The following is a 19,329-nucleotide window of genomic DNA, read 5'->3' as shown; positions in this document are numbered from 1 at the left end:
CGTTGCCGTTAACAAATGCCGTCCGGCCGCGTCAATTTCGCATCATTTTCAAAGCGAAGTGTTCACCCCTGACAGGCACTTTCGGCTAAAATCCCTAAAGCCGTCCGCGACGCCGAACCTTGAGGTATCCCCATGAGCTTTCGCCGCGACTACATCACCAAGCCGATTTTTTCCTTTGCCCGCGGCGTGCTGCCGCCGATGTCGGACACCGAGCGCGAGGCGCTCGAAGCGGGCGATGTCTGGTGGGACGCCGATCTCTTCGCCGGCGACCCCGATTGGTCGAAGCTTCTCGCCTATCCGCAGGCGAGGTTGACCGACGAGGAAAAGGCCTTCCTCAACGGCCCGGTCGACGAACTCTGCGCCATGCTTGACGAATGGAAGATCAATTGGGAATGGCGCGACCTGCCGCCCGAGGCGTGGGACTTCATCAAGAAGAAAAAATTCTTCGGCATGATCATTCCGAAGGAGCATGGCGGGCTCGGCTTCTCCCCCTATGCCCATTCGGAAGTGGTGCGCAAACTCTCCTCCCGCTCGCTCGCCGCCGCCGTCACTGTGATGGTGCCGAACTCGCTCGGGCCTGGCGAACTGCTGATGCGCTTCGGCACCAAGGAGCAGCAGGACAAATGGCTGCCGCGTCTTGCCGACGGCCGCGACATTCCCTGCTTCGGCCTGACCAGCCCCGAGGCCGGCTCGGATGCGGCGTCGATGGTCGACAGCGGCATCATCTGCAAGGGCCAGTTCGAAGGCCGCGAGGTGCTCGGCCTGCGGCTCAACTGGCACAAGCGCTACATCACGCTGGGACCGGTTTCGACGCTGCTGGGTCTGGCCTTCAAGGCCTATGACCCGGATCATCTCGTGGGCAGCGAGGAAGAGCTCGGCATCACCGTCGCGCTGATTCCCACCCATCTGCCGGGCGTTGAGATCGGCCATCGCCATCTGCCCTCGATGCAGGTGTTTCAGAACGGCCCGAACTGGGGCCGCGATGTCTTCATCCCCATGGACTACATCATCGGCGGGCAGGAGCGGCTCGGGCAAGGATGGAAGATGCTGATGACGGCGCTGGCCGCCGGCCGCGGCATTTCGCTGCCCTCGCTGTCGGCTGCCGGTGCGGCCTATTCGGCGCGCGTCACCGGTGCCTATGCCCGCATTCGCGAGCAGTTCGGCATCTCGATTTCCAAATTCGAAGGCGTCGAGGAGCCGCTCGCCCGCATCGCCGGCACCGCCTACCTCTTGGATGCGGCGCGCAGACTGACCTGCGCTGCGCTCAACGAGGGCCATCATCCCGCAGTCATCTCCGGCATCATGAAGCTGCACGCCACCGAGCGGATGCGCGTCGTGATCGACGACGCCATGGACATCCATGGCGGCAAAGCGGTGATCGACGGGCCGCAGAACTACATGGGCAACCTCTACCGCGCGGTGCCGGTCGGCATCACCGTGGAGGGCGCCAACATCCTCACCCGCAATCTCATCGTGTTCGGGCAGGGCGCGATCCGCGCGCATCCCCATCTGTTAGAGGAGATGAATGCGCTGCGCGATGGCGACCGCACCCGCGGCCTGGAGGCCTTTGACAAGGCGCTCTGGAAACACGTCGGGCACTCCTTCAAGACGCTGTTCCGCGCCTGGGGTCGTGCCTGGACCGCGGGCATCTGGGTCAACGCGCCGAACGCCGGCGAAGCGACGCGCTTCTATCGGCAGCTCTCGCGCTACTCGGCCGCCTTCGCGCTCTGCGCCGACATGGCGTTGCTGACGCTCGGCGGCGCGCTCAAGCGCAAGGAGATGCTCTCGGCCCGCTTCGGCGACATCCTGTCCGAGCTGTATCTGCTCTCCGCCGCGCTAAAACGCTGGCAGGACGAGGGCCGGCAGAAGGAGGATTTTGCCGCGCTCGAATGGTGCATGGCCACCGGCTTCCGCACCATCGAAACCCGTTTTGCGGAAATCCTCGGCAATCTGCCCAACCGCTTCGTGGCCGTGATCCTGAAATTCCTGATCCAGCCGTTTGGCGTCCGTGGGCTCGGCCCGATCGACCGCGTCGTGCACCAATGCGCCGCGCTCATCCTGGAGCCGTCGGCGGCACGCGACCGGCTGACACCCGACCTGTCGCACGTCGATGACGATGGCGGCATTTTCCGGCTGGAAAAGGCTTTCCGGCAGGTCGCCGACTCCGAGGATATCCGCAAGAAACTGCACGCCGCCCGCATCCACGACTGGAAGGAAGCGGTGAAGAAGGGCGTCATCACCCAGAGCGAAGGTGACAAGATCGCCGCCACACATGACGCCGTGATGAAGGTCATCGAGGTCGACGATTTTGCGCCGGAAGCGCTGTCGCCGATTTACAAAAAATCCGCCGACGTGCATCAATTCTTCCAGGAATTGGGTGAGCAGAGGGCGGCAAGCTGATGGCGCGACCGGTTTTTATTGTCGACGGCAGCCGGACGCCGTTCATCAAGGCACGTTCGGGTCCTGGGCCCTTCACCCCGGTCGATCTTGCCGTGCAATGTGGTCGGCCCTTGCTGGCGCGTCAGCCCTTTGCGCCTGATACCTTCGATCAGGTGATCCTCGGCTGTGTCAATGTCATTGCAGATGAAATGAACCCGGCGCGCGTTGCAGCGCTGCGGCTCGGCATGGGCGAAAGGATGGTCGCCTTCACGGTGCAGATCAATTGCGGCTCCGGCATGCAATCGATCGATACCGGCTTTCGCTACATCCGCGAAGGCGTGTCCGACCTGATCCTGGCCGGCGGCGCCGAGGCGCTGAGCCACGCGCCGCTGGTCTGGCCGCAACAGGGCGTGCGCTGGTTCGCAGGCCTTGCTGGCGCCAAAGGCATCGGCGCAAAGATCATGGCCGCGCTGAAGGTGAAGCCGAGCTATCTCAAGCCGATTATCGGACTCGAACGCGGGCTGACCGATCCCATCACCGAACTCAACATGGGCCAGACGGCGGAAGTCGTCGGCCAGCTCTTCGGCATCACCCGCGAGCAGTCGGACGCCTATGCCGCCGAAAGCCACAAGCGGCTGGCGAATGCGCAGTCGCAGGGCTTTCTCAAGGGCGAGCTGGAAACCGCGTTCTCGCGTGACGGCAAATTCTTCGATCATGACGACGGCGTGCGGCCGGACTCGACGCCTGAGTCCTTGTCAAAACTGAAGCCGGTCTTTGAGCGCCCCTGGGGCCAGGTCACGGCCGGCAATTCCTCGCAGATCACCGACGGCGCCTCCTGGGTGATCCTCGCTTCCGAAGAAGCCGTGGCAAAGCACGGGCTGACGCCGAAGGCGGTGATCCTCGACAGCCAGTGGGCCGCGCTCGATCCCTCCATTATGGGGCTCGGGCCGGTGATGTCCGCAACTGCGCTGCTCAAGCGCAACGAACTCACGCTCGGCGATATCGAGACCTGGGAATTGAACGAAGCCTTCGCCACGCAGGTGCTCGGCTGCCTTGCGGCTTGGAAGGACGAAAAATTCTGCAAGGAAGTGCTGGGCCTCGACGGTCCCGCCGGCGAGATCGACCACGCAAAGCTTAACGTCGATGGCGGCGCGATCAGCCTCGGCCATCCCGTCGGCACATCGGGTAATCGCATCGTGCTGCATCTCGTCAATGCGATGAAGCGGCTCGGCACGCGGCGCGGCATCGCCACCGAATGTATCGGTGGCGGGCAGGGCGGCGCCATGTTGATCGAGGTGGTGTGATCATGGCCGGCAAGATCATGGACGTTCTCGGCGACCGCGTGCTCGAACTCGGCCCCGGGCGCGATATGGAAAGCCGCTATCGTAATTTTCGGTTGAACCGCGATGCCGACGGCGTCGCCTGGCTGCTGTTCGACCGCGATGGCACCAGCGCCAATACGCTCTCGGCCGAAGTCATCGCTGAGCTCGACCGCGTGCTGGCGGAGCTGGAAGAACAGCGGCCGACCGGCCTCGTCATCCGTTCCGCCAAGACCAGCGGCTTCATCGCGGGCGCCGACGTCAACGAATTCCGCGGCGCCAGCGATCCAAAGCAGGTCGAGACCGAGATCGGTCGCGCGCATGCGGTGATCGACCGGCTGGAAGCCCTGCGCATTCCGACCGTTGCCGTCATCCATGGCTTCTGCCTCGGCGGCGGTCTGGAGGTGGCGCTGGCCTGCCAGATGCGCATCGCGATTTCAGACGCACGCTTCGGCTTTCCGGAGATCATGCTCGGCCTGCATCCGGGTCTCGGCGGTACCGCGCGGTTCACTGCGCTCGTCAATCCCATGCAGGCGATGACGATGATGCTGACCGGCAGGACCGTCGATGCCCGCCGCGCAAAATCGCTCGGGCTCGTCGATGCCGTCTGCGAGGAGCGCCACGTCCGCAACGCGGTCAAGGACGCGATGGCCGGCCGCCTGAAGCGCGCCAAGCCGGGCCCGCTCAATAGCCTTCTCAATTTCGCCCCGGTGCGCGGCTTCCTCGCCTCGCGCATGCGCCGCGAGGCGGAAAAGGCCGCGCCGCATGAAAACTATCCCGCGCCCGATGCGCTGATCGACCTCTGGGAGCGCCACGGCGGCGACAAGCGCGCGATGCTGGCAGCGGAAAAGACCTCGTTCGCCCATCTGATGGTGACGCCGGCGGCGCAGAACCTGATCCGCGTGTTCTTCCTGCGCGAGCAGATGAAGAAGCTCGCTGGAAGCGGCAACAAGATCGAGCATGTGCATGTGATCGGCGCCGGCGCGATGGGCGGCGACATCGCCGCCTGGTGCGCCAACCAGGATATGCGGGTGACGCTCGCCGACATGAAGCCGGAGCCGATCGCGGCCGCGATGAAGCGCGCCACAGAACTGTTCGGCAAGATCATGCGCAAGCGCACCGCCGTGCGCGACGCCGGCGATCGCCTGATTCCGGACATGGTCGGCGAGGGTGTGCGCAGCGCCGATCTGATCATCGAGGCGGTGCCGGAAAAGCTGGAGCTGAAGCAGAAGGTCTATGCCGGCCTCGAGCCGAAGATGAAACCGGGCGCGATCCTCGCCACCAACACGTCGAGCATTCCGTTGCAGGATTTGCGCACCACGCTGCAAAAGCCCGAGCGCTTGCTGGGGCTGCACTTCTTCAACCCGGTGTCGCGGCTACAGCTCGTCGAGGTCGTCAGCCATGACGGCACCGACGCGCAATTGCTGAAGGAGGCGATGGCCTTTGTCGGCGCCATCGACCGCCTGCCGCTGCCGGTGAAGAGCTCGCCGGGCTTCCTCGTCAACCGCGCGCTGACGCCCTACATGCTGGAGGCGATGGTGATGCTGGACGAGAAGATCGACAAGACCGTCATCGACGCCGCCGCGATCAAGTTCGGCATGCCGATGGGGCCTATCGAACTCGCCGACCAGGTCGGCCTCGATATTTGCCTCGATGTCGGCGACATGCTGCGCTCGAAATTTGGCGACGCCCTGCCGCCGACGCCGGCCTGGCTGCGCGAGAAGGTCGCGCGCGGCGAGCTCGGCCGCAAGACCGGCAAGGGCTTTTACGACTGGAAGGACGGCAAGGCGCAAAAATCCGCCGGCCCGCAGCCGCAAGGCGCGCAGCAGCCGACCGAGCCGACGCCGGAAATGATCGATCGTCTCGTGCTGCCGATGTCGAACGTCTGCGTCGCCTGCCTGCGCGAAGGCATCGTCGACAATGCCGACGTGGTCGACGGCGCCATGATATTCGGCACCGGCTACGCGCCGTTCCGCGGCGGCCCGCTCAATTACGCCCGCACACGCGGCCCGGAGAACGTCGCCTCCACGCTGCGCGCGCTGGCGCAAAAATTCGGCGACCGCTTTGCGCCCGATCCGGGCTGGGAGAATTTTAAGTGACTGATGCCCACGTGCATGCGCCGCCGAGCAACCTCACCGAGCCGCGCGGCGATCTCTGCATCCGCACGCTGGCGATGCCGGCCGATACCAACGCCAATGGCGACATCTTTGGCGGCTGGCTGCTCAGCCAGATGGACCTCGCCGGCGGCGTTGCCGCATTGAAGATCGCCAAGAGTCGTACGGTCACGGTTTCGATCGAAGCGATGAACTTTCGAAAACCCGTCTATGTCGGCGACCTCGTATCCGTCTACGCCAATCTCATCCGCGTCGGCCGCACTTCGATGACCATCCATCTCGAAGCCTGGGTGGTGCGGCGCAAGGAGACGCAGCCCATCCTCGTCACCGACGGGAATTTTACTTACGTCGCGATTGACGATGACGGCAAGCCGCGCGTCATCCCGCGGGATGGCGCGGCGATTTCGGCGTAGGCCCTGCCGCCTCATAACAGCCGTCGTCACCCGCGCAGGCGGGTGACCCAGTATTCCAGAGACGCTTGTGGTTGAACCGTGAGGCCGCGGCGTACTGGATGCCCCGCATTCGCGGGGCATGACGTCGCTGGGCGGGGTGGGCGTTGTGCCTAACCCGTGGCGCCTCAAATGCAGCGGCGGCGATAGCCGTTGCGGTCGATGAAGGTGCCGTCGCGCGGATCGAAGGTCGGCGAGCGCGTGCAGCGCGGAGCATCGTAGCCGCCTTGAACGTAAGCCGGGGCCGGGGGCGGGCCGGCGCAATAGCCCGGCTCGACCGCAACATAGGTGCCGTCGCCCTGCGGCAGATAGCAGGCGTTGCGATAATAATAGTAGCGGCCCCGGCGTTCGCCTTCCGCCGCGATCGCCGCGCCGGTTCCGGCGCCGAGCACCGCACCGATCGCAGCGCCACGGCCGCCGCCGATCGCGCCGCCAAGGATGGCGCCTGCCGCACCGCCGAAAATGGCGCCGCCAATTGCATCTTGGGCCGCCGCCTGCTTCGGCGGCATCAGGATCGCCAAGGCGAGCAGGGCGATGAGGGCCAATCTTGTCATTTCGCTGATTCTCCAGTCGGGTGATGCTTCCTACCACGATTCGCAGGACTGACCGTTAAAGGTCAAGCCCGCCGGCCGGCCAATTTCGTCAGAAAAGCCATCAATTTAGCCGTTTTTCGGTCAAGCGCGCCGCTGGAACATTTGCCCCTCTGCCCGGTTATCGGTGCGGAATTTCGCAATTGAGGCTGGCATGTCGCAGACCTACATCATCGAAATCGGCTCGCAGCCGGCCGGTATCGTCGTTCGTGATCCCAAAGGTTACATCTTCTTCGCCGCCTCCCACCGCTTCAACCAGCTCGATGGCAAGCTCTTCCGCAACCCGCGCGAGGCCGAACGCGCCGCGCGCCGTATCGCCAATGGTGAGGCGGTGCTGGCGGCGTAGTTAACTGTCATGGCCGGGCTTGACCCGGCCATCCACGTCTTTGTTTCATCGAAAAAGTAAGACGTGAATCACCGGGACAAGCCCGGTGATGACCGCTTATTTTTGCGGCGCCAGATTGCATTTCCCGCGGGTGATCGCTCAGAACGACACGCACGAAACGCTGTCGATCCGCAGCACGCTTTCCTGATCGAAGCGCTCCTTATAGGCCGAGCGAATGGCCTCGATGTCGGCGTCCCGCGACGGCAAGCGATCATGCCAGATCACGAGGATGCGGGCCTGTTCCTTGGTCAGGCCGCCTTCTCCACGCCACTGGCCGCTGGCGTTCAGCACCGTGAGCCCGTCCGGAAAGCGCGGGGTCACGATCGAATCGACGAACGATTGCCACTCGTCCTCCCTGATCGGCACGCCGTGAGCGCGCGCGGTCCCGAACACCAGCTCGTGGCGGACCTGCGCCCGCGCGGGAGGGGTACATCCGGCGGTCTTTGCGGATGTCGGCGCTTCGAGTTGCATGAGCGTGACGCCCAAACCGACAATCGCGGTCAGGGAAGCCAGGACCGAGAGGGCGAGAACGGTCTTCGGCTTAAAGCGCATGTCGGAAACTGCGATCCTGGCGGCGCCAAGCGCCCCTCCCGGCCGCGAAATAGCAGCAGGATTAATTCAGCGATTATATCCCAACGATGCAACGGATCAAATAACGGGAGCCTACGTCCGCGTGATCGACCGGGCGCGCCACCGCGTGAATGGCGGCGCGCCTTTTCCCGGCGTCCCGTCAGCTCTGTCAGAGTTTTGTCGCCGAGCGCGACAGCAGCTTCCACTCGCTGCCCTGCTTCTGCCAGTTCATCAGGATGGCGAGGTTCTGCGGCGTCTTCTTGCCGTCGGTGAATTCCTGCTCGCCGACGAAGTTGAAGCGCACGATCGCGGCCGGGCCGACGACCTTGACCGTGGGATTCTTGTATTCAAGCGTCGTCCATTTGTAGTTCGCGTTCTTGACGCCCGACAGCAGCTTCGCCTTGTCGTCGAGTTGGCCCAGCGAATGGCTATAGCTCAGCTCCTCCGCCAGGAGCGGGGCGAGGCCGTCGGCGTTGCCGGCCTGCTGGGCCGCGCGGAATGCTTCGAGCTTCTTGGTGATCTCATCTTCATCGGCTCCGGCGAAAGCGGACGTGGTGCCGAGCAGCGTAAGCGCGGCTGCAGACAAGGCAAAGTAACGGCGATCGATCTGCATGGGGATCCTCCGGATTTTCTTGATTGTGAGCACAGTCTTGCAGCGGTGTTTTCATTTGTCGAGCGGGGCAGGCCATCTGCAGCAAAATGATTTCCAATCATTTTTGCGGCTGCGCAATGACGGCGGAGTTCCGGCCCTTAACTCTGTCTGCGATTTAGCGCCCGCCACGTTGACCGCGCCGCGAAACCGCCGCACCATATCCGTCCACCGCCGGAAAGAACGCCGTGGCCGGACTGTCGCATCGCCAGACTGAAATCCTCAACATCGCCCGCTCCTTTGGCCGGGTGATGGTGGACGATCTCGCCAGGCGCTTTGAGGTGTCGGCGCAGACCATCCGCAAGGACCTCAACGACCTCTGCGACCAGCGCTCGCTGACCCGCATCCATGGCGGCGCCATCATCGCCTCGGGCGTCGAAAACCTCGCCTATGAGGCGCGCCGCTTCGTCGCCGCCGAGGAGAAGAAGGCGATCGGGATCGCCGCCGCCGCGCGCATCCCGAACGGCTGCTCGCTGTTCATCAACATCGGCACCACGACGGAAGAAGTCGCAAGCGCGCTGACCTCGCATGAGGACATGCTGGTCATCACCAACAACCTCAATGTCGCGATGCTGCTGTATCGCCACCCGCGCATCGAGGTGATCGTGGCCGGCGGCACGGTGCGCCGGGCCGACGGCGCCGTGGTCGGCTCGACCGCCACGCAGTTGATCGGCCAGTTCAAGGTCGACTACGCCATCATCGGCGCTTCCGCGATCGACGAGGAGGGCGCGCTGCTCGATTTCGACTATCGCGAGGTGCAGGCGGCGCAGGCGATCATCGCCAACGCCCGCAGCGTCATGCTGGTCGCCGATTCGACAAAGCTGCGCCGCAGCGCCCCGGTCCGCATCGCGCACCTGTCGCAGATCCAGACCTTTGTGACGGACTCGCCGCTGCCCTCCGGCCTCGCCAGCATCTGTCACCACCGCGGCATCGAGGTCGTGGTCGCCATGGACAAGCCGGTCGCCGATATCGACGACGCCGAGCCCGGCTCGCCGCCGCCGGCGCTGCGGAGCGTATAAACACTCGCTCTCTCCGTCGTCATGCCCGGGCTCGTCCCGGGCATCCACGTCTAATGCACCCGCCGGCACCAAAGACGTGGATGGCCGGGACATAGGCGAGCGGAAGCGACGCCGTCCTTCGGACGGCTATGCCCGGCCATGACGAGGAAGGCTGTCTCCTCGCCGCGATCTGAACCCAAAACTGCGAAAACAACCCCATGCACAGTAGAAGCGGGCACCGTGGCGTGTCCCGCGCCTATACCTTCACCTTTCGCTTGCTTTCGCTTTTCGTTGTGATTTAATCCAAAACGAAAGCCAAATCGCCAAAAGCGAACAAGGCGATTGCCGGGGAAGCGTCTTGGATCGGGTATACGACCTCGCGATCATCGGGGGTGGGGTTAACGGCTGCGGCATCGCGCGCGATGCGGCGGGCCGGGGAAATTCCGTTTTCCTTTGTGAAATGAATGATTTGGCGAGCGGGACGTCGTCCTGGTCGACCAAGCTCGTGCATGGCGGGCTGCGCTATCTCGAATATTACGAGTTTCGCCTGGTCCGCGAGGCCCTGATCGAGCGCGAAATCCTCTGGGGCATCGCCCCCCACATCATCCGCCCCCTGCGTTTCGTTTTGCCGCACCACGCAGGACTTCGCCCGGCTTGGCTGCTCCGCCTCGGCTTGTTCCTGTACGACCATATCGGCGGGCGGCACTTGCTGCCGCCGACGCGCTCGGTGGACCTTGCGAGCGACGCGGTCGGCAAGCCGCTGAAGCCGGGCCGCTACAAAAAGGCTTTCGAATACTCCGACTGCTTCGTCGACGATGCGCGCCTCGTTGCGCTCAATGCGCGCGACGCCGCCGATCGCGGCGCCGACATCCGCACCCGCTCGCGCGCGGTAGAGATCAGGCAGATCGACGGCATCTGGCACGTCACGGTGGAGGACACGCTGAACGGCGGCCGCAGCACCATCACCGCCCGCGCGCTGGTCAATGCCGGCGGCCCCTGGGTGGAGCAGGTGTTGTCCTCGGGCGCCGGCGTCAATGCCAAGGCAAAGGTGCGGCTGGTGCAGGGCTCGCATATCGTGGTGCGCCAGCTCTATGCGCATGACCGCGCCTACATGTTCCAGAACGCCGACGGCCGCATCGTCTTCGTGATTCCCTACCAGGACGACTTTACGCTGATCGGCACCACCGATCGTGACTACGACGGCGATCCGGCCAAGGTGAAGGCCACTTCGGAAGAGATCGAGTATCTCTGCAACTCCGTCAGCGAATATCTGGCAAAGCCGGTAAAACCCTCGGACGTGGTCTGGAATTACGCCGGCGTGCGTCCGCTCTACGACGATGGCGCCAGCGAAGCGAAGGCCGCTACCCGCGACTATGTTTTCGAGCTCGACATGCCCGGCGGCGCGCCGCTGCTGTCGATCTATGGCGGCAAGATCACGACCTATCGGCGCCTCGCCGAAGAAGCGCTCGAACGTCTCTCTCCATATCTGAACAGCGCCAAGGCCAAGGAGGGCTGGACCGCGACCGCGCCGCTGCCCGGCGGCGACATGGATGTTTCCGCGGTGGTCGCGCTGACAGCGGAATTGATACGCGACCATCCGTTCCTTGCACATGCGCATGCCAATCGGTTGGCACATGCCTACGGAACCCGTGCGGCGAAATTACTCGGTCACGCCAAGTCGATGTCCGATCTCGGACAATGCTTCGGTGATACGCTCACCGAGGCCGAGGTCAGGTATCTCATGACGGAAGAATGGGCCGTGACCGCCGAAGACGTGGTGTGGCGCCGTTCAAAGCTGGGCCTGCGCCTGACGCCTGCGGAGATTGCTGCACTCGATGATTGGATGGCGGCCCATCGCGCGCCCGAGAGGCGTCCGTTGCGCGAAGCGGGAGCGCGCCCATGAGCGTCACGCTCGACCACGTCACGCGCACCGTCGATGGCATTCCGGCCATTCGCGACGTGTCGCTGACGCTCGAGCGCGGCACGCTCAGCGTGCTGCTGGGACCGACGCTGTCCGGCAAGACCTCGATCATGCGGCTGCTCGCCGGCCTCGACAAGCCGACCTCGGGCCGCGTGCTGGTCGACGGCGAGGACGTCACCGGCATGGACATTCGCAAGCGCTCGGTTGCGATGGTCTACCAGCAGTTCATCAACTATCCCTCGCTGACGGTCTACGAGAACATCGCCTCGCCCTTGCGCGTCAAGGGCGCGCCGCGCGAGGAGATCGAGCGGCGGGTGCAGGAAGCGGCACGGCTGCTCAAGCTAGAGCCCTTCATGAAACGGACGCCGCTACAACTCTCCGGCGGCCAGCAGCAGCGCACCGCGATTGCGCGCGCGCTGGTGAAGGGCGCCGATCTCGTGCTGCTCGACGAGCCGCTGGCCAACCTCGATTACAAGCTGCGCGAAGAGCTGCGCGCCGAGTTGCCACGCATCTTTGAGGCTTCCGGCGCGATCTTCGTCTATGCGACGACCGAGCCTTCGGAAGCCCTGCTGCTCGGCGGCAATACCATTTGCATGTGGGAAGGCGAAGCGTTGCAGGTCGGCGAGACGCCAAGGGTCTATCGCCATCCCGACACGCTGCGCGTCGCGCAGGTATTTTCCGATCCGCCGCTCAACATCGTCGGCATCGAGAAGAAGGGCGGCTTGATTCAGTACGACGGCGGCGTGCAGGGGGCCGCAACCGGCCTTTACGCCGGCCTGCCCGACGGCGCCTATCGCGTCGGCTTTCGCGCGCACCAATTGGAAGTCGCCAATGGCGCGGCCGGGCGCCACGTTTTTCCGACCACCGTCTCGGTGACGGAGATCACCGGCTCCGAAAGCTTTGTGCATCTGCATCGCGAATCCTCCAATTGGGTCGCAGTGCTGGAGGGCGTGCACGAATACGAGCCTGGGCAGGCACTCAATGCCGCGCTCAGCCCCGGCAATGTTTTCGTCTTCGACACGACCGGCCGCCTGGTTGCTTCTCCCGCCAGCGAGTTTTCGGGCGGAGCGCAGGGCGCCTCGCGTGATGCCTCAAGAAAAAGCTCGAGCAGGTGAGGGAGATGGCGCATGGCCCGCATTGACCTCGTCGATCTCGCCCATTCCTACGGCGGCAACGATGCGCCGCCGGAATCCTTTGCGCTGAAGCCGGTCACGATGACCTGGCGGCAGGGCGGCGCCTACGCGCTGCTTGGCCCGTCCGGCTGCGGCAAGACCACGCTGCTCAACCTGATCTCCGGCATCGTGACGCCCTCGCGCGGAAAAATCCTGTTCGACGGCACCGACATCACGCAGGCCTCGACCCAGAAGCGCAACATCGCCCAGGTGTTCCAATTCCCCGTCATCTACGACACCATGACGGTCGGCCAGAACCTGGCATTCCCCTTGAAGAACCGCGGTATCGCAAAGGCAGAGATCGACGCGCGCGTCGCCGAGATCGCAAAGCTTTTGGACCTCACGCCGGTCCTCAACCGCAAGGCCACGCGGCTGACGGCCGATGCCAAGCAAAAGATCTCGCTCGGTCGCGGCCTCGTGCGTTCCGACGTCGCCGCCGTGCTGTTCGATGAGCCGCTGACGGTGATCGATCCCGAATTGAAATGGCAGCTCCGCTCGAAATTGAAGGCGCTGCACCGCGAGCTTGACCTCACGATGATCTACGTCACCCACGACCAGACCGAGGCGCTGACCTTTGCCGACACGGTCGTGGTGATGCATGACGGCCGCGTCGTACAAAGCGGTACGCCGGCGGAGCTTTTTGACAAGCCGGCGCACACCTTCGTCGGCTATTTCATCGGCTCGCCCGGCATGAACATCGTGCCGGCTGAAGTGAAGGGAAGGGAAGCGCGCATCGGCGGTCACGTCATCGCGCTCAACCGCAACTACAACGTCCTGCCGGGCACCGCGAAGATCGAGATTGGCGTGCGGCCGGAATTCGTCGACATCGCCGCGCCCGCGCCGGGACTGCTGTCCGCAAAAATCGAGCGCATCGACGATCTCGGCCGCGTCCGCTTCGCGCGTGTGAGGGTCGGCGATGCAAAACTCGCCGCCCGCGTGCCGCAGGGATTTTCGGTCCCGGATAGCAATGCGGGCCTGGTCTTCAATCCCGCGCGCGTGCACGTCTATGCCGACAGCCTTCTGGTCGAGGGAGCCGCCTGATGGAGAAGGTCGTCAACCAGAAAGCCTGGTTCCTGGTGCTGCCGGTGTTTTTGATCGTCGCCTTCTCGGCGGTGTTGCCGCTGATGACGGTCGTGAACTATTCCGTGCAGGACACCTTTGGCAACAACCAGTTCTTCTGGAACGGCGTCGGCTGGTTCAAGGAGCTGCTCGATCCTTCGACGGATCTCGGCGGGCGCTTCCTCGCCTCGCTCGGACGCAACCTGCTGTTTTCCGCGATCATCCTCGCGATCGAGGTGCCGCTCGGCATCGTGGTGGCGTTGTCGATGCCGCGCCACGGCTGGCCGGTTGCCGTCTGCCTCGTCATCCTCGCGCTGCCGCTGCTGATTCCGTGGAACGTGGTCGGCACCATCTGGCAGATCTTTGGCCGGCCCGACATCGGCCTGATGGGCTATGTCTTCAACAGCCTCGGCTTCAACTACAATTACGTCTCCAACGATATCGATGCCTGGTTCACCGTCATCCTGATGGATGTCTGGCACTGGACCTCGCTGGTCGCGCTGCTCTGCTACGCCGGCCTGAAGTCGATCCCCGACGCCTATTATCAGGCAGCCCAAATCGACGGTGCCTCGCGCTGGGCGGTGTTCAAGGCGATCCAGTTGCCGAAGATGAACCGCGTGCTGCTGATCGCCGTGCTGCTGCGCTTCATGGACAGTTTCATGATCTACACCGAGCCGTTCGTCGTCACCGGCGGCGGTCCCGGCAATTCCACCACCTTCGTCTCGATCGAGCTCGTCAAGATCGCGCTCGGCCAGTTCGACCTCGGCAAGGCCGCCGCGCTGTCGCTGGTCTACAACCTCGTCATCCTGATCGTGTGCTGGCTATTCTACACCGTCATGACCAACGCCGGCAGCGAGCGCCCGCCGAAGGAAGGTGTCGCATGATGCACTCCATTCCCGGCCGCCGGATCATCATGGTGGTGTTCCTGTTCTTCCTGCTGTTGCCGATCTACTGGCTCGTCAACATGAGCTTCAAGACCAACACCGAGATCGTCACGACCATGACGCTGTGGCCGCATCAGCCGACGCTGGCCAACTACAAGCGCATCTTCACCGACGAGAGCTGGTATTCCGGCTACATCAATTCGCTGCAATACGTCATCCTCAACACGTTTCTGTCGATCTCCTTCGCACTGCCGGCGGCCTACGCCTTCTCGCGTTACCGCTTCCTCGGCGACAAGCATCTGTTCTTCTGGCTGCTGTCGAACCGCATGGCGCCGGCGGCGGTGTTCGCGTTGCCGTTCTTCAACCTCTATTCTGCGCTGAATCTGTTCGATACGCCCTGGGCGGTGGCGCTGGCGCATTGCCTGTTCAACGTGCCGCTGGCGGTCTGGATCCTCGAAGGGTTTGTCTCGAGCGTGCCGCGGGAGATCGACGAGACCGCCTTCCTCGATGGCTATTCGTTCCCGCGCTTCTTCATCAAGATCCTGGTGCCGCTGATCGCGAGCGGCATCGGGGTGGCCGCCTTCTTCTGCTTCATGTTCTCCTGGGTCGAATTGCTGCTGGCGCGCACACTCACTTCCGTCAACGCCAAGCCGATCGCAGCGACCATGACGCGCACCGTCTCCGCCGCCGGCGTCGACTGGGGCCTGCTGGCCGCCGCCGGCGTGCTCACCATCATCCCCGGCGCGCTGGTGATCTGGTTCGTCCGCAACTACATCGCGCGCGGTTTTGCGCTGGGGCGGGTATGATGATGACGAGAACTTTCCCCCGTCATTGCGAGCGAAGCGAAGCAATCCAGCTTCCCTTCGACGCGGCGACAAAGCTGGATTGCTTCGTCGCTGCCGCTCCTCGCAATGACGAGCCGAAAGCGCTCTTCGTTATCTCACCCCGCGGAAGGAGCTAGCCATGGAAAACATCGCATGGATGGCCTGGACGTTGCCGACCGCGATCTTCTTTGCGCTGCTCGCCACCACGCTCGGCGCCATGACCTGGCTTGCGGTCGCCTATCCGGAAGCGGAGCGCGTCGGCGTTTTGCGCATCCCGACCACGCGCGGCGACCGCCTCTTTATTTCGCTGATATCAGCCGCCGTCATCCATCTGCTGTGGATCGGCCTCGTCGGCACCGAGGCGATCCTGACATTGCCGATCGGGGAGGGCGTCGAGATTTCGAGCCTGTGGCTCGCAACACTGATTTCGCTTGGCGCTGCCGTTGCGATCTTTCGCACCGTCTAGGGGCAGGCGAGAACGACAGATCCGGGATCAACCCGGGCCTGGGACTGAGCACGATCGGAAGAAGAAGTGGGGTGCAGGCTTCCGCAAGATCATGCTCGAACGAGAAGCATTTTCGTCGTTGTAACCGGAGGAACCAAAATGCGACACCTTAGGAGAAGTAAGGAAAACCTTCTGACCATGACCAGCGCGGTAGCGCTGATCGCGGCTTCCGTCACCATGTCAGCGCCGGCCCGCGCGGACGATGCCGTCAACCAGCGCTGGATCGATTCGGAGTTCCAGCCCTCGACACTGTCCAAGGCCGATCAGTTGAAGGAATTGCAGTGGTTCGAAAAGGCCGCTGCGCCTTTCAAAGGCATGGAAATCAACATCGTGTCGGAAACCATCACGACACATGAATACGAGGCGAGGACGCTGGCCAAGGCGTTTTCCGAGATCACCGGGATCAAGCTCAAGCACGATCTGATCCAGGAAGGCGACGTGGTCGAAAAGCTCCAGACCCAGATGCAGTCCGGCAAGAATGTCTATGACGGCTGGATCAACGACTCCGACCTGATCGGCACGCATTTCCGTTATAACCAGACGGTGATCCTGTCGGACTACATGACCGGCGAGGGCAAGGACGTCACCAGCCCGACACTCGACGTCAACGACTTCATCGGAAAATCCTTCACGACCGGTCCGGACAAGAAGCTCTATCAGCTTCCCGACCAGCAGTTCGCGAACCTCTACTGGTTCCGCTACGACTGGTTCTCCAATCCGGAGTACAAGTCGAAGTTCAAGGCCAAGTATGGCTATGAGCTCGGCGTGCCCGTGAACTGGTCGGCCTATGAGGACATCGCCGAGTTCTTCACCAACGACATCAAGGAGATCAACGGCGCCAAAGTCTATGGCCACATGGACTATGGCAAGAAGGATCCCTCGCTCGGCTGGCGGTTCACCGACGCCTGGCTGTCGATGGCCGGCAACGGCGACAGGGGCATCCCGAACGGCCTGCCGGTCGACGAGTGGGGCATCCGCATGGAAGGCTGCCGCCCGGTCGGCTCTTCGGTCGAGCGCGGCGGCGACACCAACGGTCCCGCTTCGGTCTACGCCATCACGAAGTATCTCGACTGGCTGAAGAAGTATGCCCCGCCGCAGGCGCAAGGCATGACCTTCTCCGAAGCAGGCCCGGTGCCGGCGCAGGGCAACATCGCCCAGCAGATATTCTGGTACACCGCCTTCACCGCCGACATGGTGAAGCCGGGCATTCCGGTCGTGAACGCGGACGGCACGCCGAAATGGCGCATGGCCCCGTCGCCGCACGGCTCGTACTGGAAGGAGGGCATGAAGCTCGGCTACCAGGATGCGGGTTCGGCGACGCTGCTGAAGTCGACGCCGGCCGACCGCCGTAAGGCGGCCTGGCTCTATCTCCAGTTCATCAACTCCAAGACGGTGTCACTGAAGAAGAGCCATGTCGGTCTCACCTTCGTCCGTGAATCCGACATCTGGGACAAGTCCTTCACCGAGCGCGCGCCCAAGCTCGGCGGGCTGATCGAGTTCTACCGCTCGCCCGCGCGCGTGCAGTGGACCCCGACCGGCAACAACGTGCCTGACTATCCGAAGCTCGCGCAGCTCTGGTGGCAGAACATCGGCGATGCCTCCTCCGGCACCAAGACGCCGCAGCAGGCGATGGACGCGTTGGCCGCGGCCCAGGACTCCGTGCTCGAGCGTCTGGAAAAGAGCGGCGTGCAGGGCGCCTGCGGGCCGAAGCTGAACAAGAAGGAGACCGCCGAGTTCTGGTTCGCCAAATCCCAGAAGGACGGCAACATCGCGCCGCAACGCAAGCTCGCCAACGAGAAGCCAAAGGGCGAGACGGTCGACTACGACGCGCTGATCAAGTCGTGGCCGGCGACGCCGCCCAAGCGCGCGGAGGCGAAGTGACGGCGTGACCTCGTGTCCCGGACGCGGTGCAGCGCTTCTTCAGCGGTGCACCGCAGAGCCGGGACCCACGCATCCACGAATGGACCCCGGATCAGCAGCGCACCGCTCTCGCGCTGCGCTGCATCCGGGGAAAGAAAAAAGGCCGGGAGCGATCCCGGCCTTTATTTTACTCCGACGTCATCGTCCGCGAAGGCGGACGATCCAGTACGCCGCGGCCTCTCGGTTCTATCGCTGACGGTTGCGTTTACTGGATGCCCCGCCTTCGCGGGGCATGACGACCCGCGTTACTCCGCCGCCTCAGTCGCCGCCAGCGTCGGGTAATCGGTATACCCCTTCGCGCTGCCGCCGTAGAACGTGTTCTTGTCCCATGCATTGAGCGGTGCGCCCTGCTTCAGGCGCTCGACCAGATCGGGATTGGAGATGAACGGCTTGCCGAATGCGATCAAATCGGCCGCATGCGCGTCCAGCACCTTGTTCGCGAGATCGAAGTCGTAACCGTTGTTGGCGATATAGGTCTGCCTGAAGCGATTGCGCAGGGACGCGTAGTCGAACGGCGCGTTGTCGCGCGGGCCGCCGGTCGCGCCTTCGACCACATGGAGGTAGATGAGCCCCAGCGCGTCGAGCCCCTGCACGATGTGATCGAACAGCGGCTGCGGGTTGGAATCGCCGACGTCATTGGCCGGCGTCACCGGCGAGATGCGGATGCCGGTGCGCTCGGCGCCCGCCACCGCGGCCACCGCCTTCGAGACTTCCAGCATCAGCCTTGCGCGGTTCTCGATCGATCCGCCATACGCATCGGTACGCTTGTTGGTGCCGTCCTTGGCGAACTGGTCGAGCAGATAGCCGTTGGCGCCGTGGATCTCGACGCCGTCGAAGCCGGCGGCCAGCGCATTCTCGGTGCCGCGCTTGAAATCGTCGATGATACCGGGGATTTCGGCAAGCTCCAGCGCGCGCGGCTCGGAGATTTCCGTGAAGGTGCCGTTCACGAAAGTCTTGCCTTTCGCGGTGATCGCACTCGGCGCCACCGGCTTGCCGCCGTTCGGTTGCAGCGAGACATGCGAGACGCGGCCGACATGCCAGAGCTGGATGAAGATGCGCCCGCCGCGCTCATGCACGCGATCGGTAACCTTGCGCCAGCCCGCGACTTGATCCTTCGAATAGATGCCGGGCGTATCCTGATAGCCCTGGCCTTGCTGCGAAACCTGGCTCGCTTCGGTGACGAGGAGACCTGCGGACGCGCGCTGGCCGTAATATTCCACGGCGAGCGGATTCGGCACCATACCGGGCGGCACCGCGCGGTTGCGCGTCAGCGGCGCCATCACGAAGCGGTTCGGGAGGGTGATCGGGCCGAGCTTGTAGGGTTCGAACAGTTTGGACTGGCTCATGTCGGGGCTTTCGCAAAATGAAAAACGGAAGGTAGAAGAACAATTGGGGCATCGGCGTTGCCTGCGCAAGCGGCCAGCCATTCCGCCGATGCAGGCTAGCCTCTCATGATGTGACCCACGTGACCAGCACCTGGGAACAATGCATGCGCGTTCATGTAGGAAGATTCGTGCGAAATCAGAAAGAGCGCAGCATAGGCTTCCTCCCAACTGGTGTCTTGGCGGCCGAAAGGCACCGTGATGGCGGT

The 19,329-nt window shown here is 63.7% G+C and carries 16 protein-coding genes and 1 pseudogene; 13 read left to right on the top strand and 4 right to left on the bottom strand.

The features are described from left to right. Positions 1 to 132 precede the first annotated feature (132 nt). From JQ628_RS02925 to JQ628_RS02910, 4 genes are read left to right on the top strand one after another with little or no spacing between them, the layout of a single operon-like run. Positions 133 to 2,400 carry an acyl-CoA dehydrogenase gene (locus JQ628_RS02925; protein ID WP_212218861.1) on the top strand — a complete coding sequence of 756 codons (2,268 nt, stop codon included), beginning with the start codon at positions 133 to 135 and terminating at the stop codon, positions 2,398 to 2,400. Then, positions 2,400 to 3,683: an acetyl-CoA C-acetyltransferase gene (locus JQ628_RS02920; protein ID WP_212218858.1), complete on the top strand. Its 1,284-nt coding sequence runs from the start codon at positions 2,400 to 2,402 to the stop codon at positions 3,681 to 3,683. Before JQ628_RS02925 ends, JQ628_RS02920 begins: the two co-directional genes overlap by 1 nt. 2 nt (positions 3,684 to 3,685) lie before the next feature. Then, on the top strand, positions 3,686 to 5,797 hold the full coding sequence (locus tag JQ628_RS02915; RefSeq protein WP_212218856.1) for a 3-hydroxyacyl-CoA dehydrogenase NAD-binding domain-containing protein: 2,112 nt from the start codon (positions 3,686 to 3,688) through the stop codon (positions 5,795 to 5,797). Continuing rightward, the gene (locus JQ628_RS02910; RefSeq protein WP_212218852.1) at positions 5,794 to 6,225 is read left to right on the top strand and encodes an acyl-CoA thioesterase; all 432 of its coding nucleotides are present in this window, start codon (positions 5,794 to 5,796) and stop codon (positions 6,223 to 6,225) included. Before JQ628_RS02915 ends, JQ628_RS02910 begins: the two co-directional genes overlap by 4 nt. 296 nt (positions 6,226 to 6,521) lie before the next feature. On the opposite strand, the pseudogene JQ628_RS02905 reads toward JQ628_RS02910, so the two are convergent. Continuing rightward, positions 6,522 to 6,815, bottom strand: a pseudogene (locus JQ628_RS02905) (hypothetical protein); the annotation flags it as partial. 190 nt (positions 6,816 to 7,005) lie between these two features. Between JQ628_RS02905 and JQ628_RS02900 the strand changes: the two are divergent. Continuing rightward, positions 7,006 to 7,197 carry a hypothetical protein gene (locus tag JQ628_RS02900; RefSeq protein WP_212218841.1) on the top strand — a complete coding sequence of 64 codons (192 nt, stop codon included), beginning with the start codon at positions 7,006 to 7,008 and terminating at the stop codon, positions 7,195 to 7,197. Between the two features lie 138 nt (positions 7,198 to 7,335). Here JQ628_RS02900 and JQ628_RS02895 read toward each other — a convergent pair whose 3' ends face one another. Together JQ628_RS02895 and JQ628_RS02890 are read right to left on the bottom strand one after the other, a co-directional pair. Continuing rightward, positions 7,336 to 7,788: a DUF3574 domain-containing protein gene (locus tag JQ628_RS02895; RefSeq protein ID WP_212218839.1), complete on the bottom strand. Its 453-nt coding sequence runs from the start codon at positions 7,786 to 7,788 to the stop codon at positions 7,336 to 7,338. Between the two features lie 187 nt (positions 7,789 to 7,975). Beyond that, positions 7,976 to 8,419 (bottom strand): nuclear transport factor 2 family protein, encoded by a 444-nt coding sequence (locus tag JQ628_RS02890; protein WP_212218836.1) that lies wholly within the window; start codon positions 8,417 to 8,419, stop codon positions 7,976 to 7,978. 224 nt (positions 8,420 to 8,643) lie between these two features. Here JQ628_RS02890 and JQ628_RS02885 point away from each other — a divergent pair, with 224 nt between their 5' ends. The 8 genes from JQ628_RS02885 (at position 8,644) to JQ628_RS02850 (ending at position 17,699) form a co-directional block, all read left to right on the top strand. Next, complete coding sequence (locus JQ628_RS02885) at positions 8,644 to 9,474, top strand: DeoR/GlpR family DNA-binding transcription regulator (RefSeq protein WP_212218833.1); 831 nt, start codon at positions 8,644 to 8,646, stop codon at positions 9,472 to 9,474. 337 nt (positions 9,475 to 9,811) lie between these two features. Next, positions 9,812 to 11,356, top strand: a complete 1,545-nt coding sequence (glpD, locus tag JQ628_RS02880; RefSeq protein WP_212218830.1) for a glycerol-3-phosphate dehydrogenase — start codon at positions 9,812 to 9,814, stop codon at positions 11,354 to 11,356. After that, the gene (locus JQ628_RS02875) at positions 11,353 to 12,489 is read left to right on the top strand and encodes an ABC transporter ATP-binding protein (RefSeq protein ID WP_212218827.1); all 1,137 of its coding nucleotides are present in this window, start codon (positions 11,353 to 11,355) and stop codon (positions 12,487 to 12,489) included. Before glpD ends, JQ628_RS02875 begins: the two co-directional genes overlap by 4 nt. A gap of 12 nt (positions 12,490 to 12,501) precedes the next feature. Beyond that, on the top strand, positions 12,502 to 13,587 hold the full coding sequence (locus JQ628_RS02870) for an ABC transporter ATP-binding protein (RefSeq protein WP_212218824.1): 1,086 nt from the start codon (positions 12,502 to 12,504) through the stop codon (positions 13,585 to 13,587). Further along, positions 13,587 to 14,489, top strand: a complete 903-nt coding sequence (locus JQ628_RS02865; RefSeq protein ID WP_212218821.1) for a carbohydrate ABC transporter permease — start codon at positions 13,587 to 13,589, stop codon at positions 14,487 to 14,489. The genes JQ628_RS02870 and JQ628_RS02865 overlap by 1 nt, the downstream gene beginning before the upstream one ends. Then, on the top strand, positions 14,489 to 15,295 hold the full coding sequence (locus JQ628_RS02860) for a carbohydrate ABC transporter permease (protein ID WP_212219356.1): 807 nt from the start codon (positions 14,489 to 14,491) through the stop codon (positions 15,293 to 15,295). The genes JQ628_RS02865 and JQ628_RS02860 overlap by 1 nt, the downstream gene beginning before the upstream one ends. A gap of 157 nt (positions 15,296 to 15,452) precedes the next feature. Continuing rightward, a complete protein-coding gene (locus tag JQ628_RS02855) occupies positions 15,453 to 15,779 on the top strand; it encodes a DUF2160 domain-containing protein (RefSeq protein ID WP_212218818.1) in 327 nt (108 codons plus the stop codon). Between the two features lie 177 nt (positions 15,780 to 15,956). Next, positions 15,957 to 17,699: an ABC transporter substrate-binding protein gene (locus JQ628_RS02850; protein ID WP_212218816.1), complete on the top strand. Its 1,743-nt coding sequence runs from the start codon at positions 15,957 to 15,959 to the stop codon at positions 17,697 to 17,699. A gap of 284 nt (positions 17,700 to 17,983) precedes the next feature. On the opposite strand, the gene JQ628_RS02845 is transcribed toward JQ628_RS02850, so the two are convergent. After that, a complete protein-coding gene (locus tag JQ628_RS02845; RefSeq protein ID WP_212218812.1) occupies positions 17,984 to 19,084 on the bottom strand; it encodes an alkene reductase in 1,101 nt (366 codons plus the stop codon). Between the last annotated feature and the right edge of the window lie 245 nt (positions 19,085 to 19,329).

This window comes from Bradyrhizobium lablabi (assembly GCF_018129385.1).
Classification (GTDB): Bacteria; Pseudomonadota; Alphaproteobacteria; order Rhizobiales; family Xanthobacteraceae; genus Bradyrhizobium; species Bradyrhizobium lablabi_C.
Note: the sequence above shows the minus strand (reverse complement) of the source record. Positions and strands in the feature narration are given on the sequence as shown.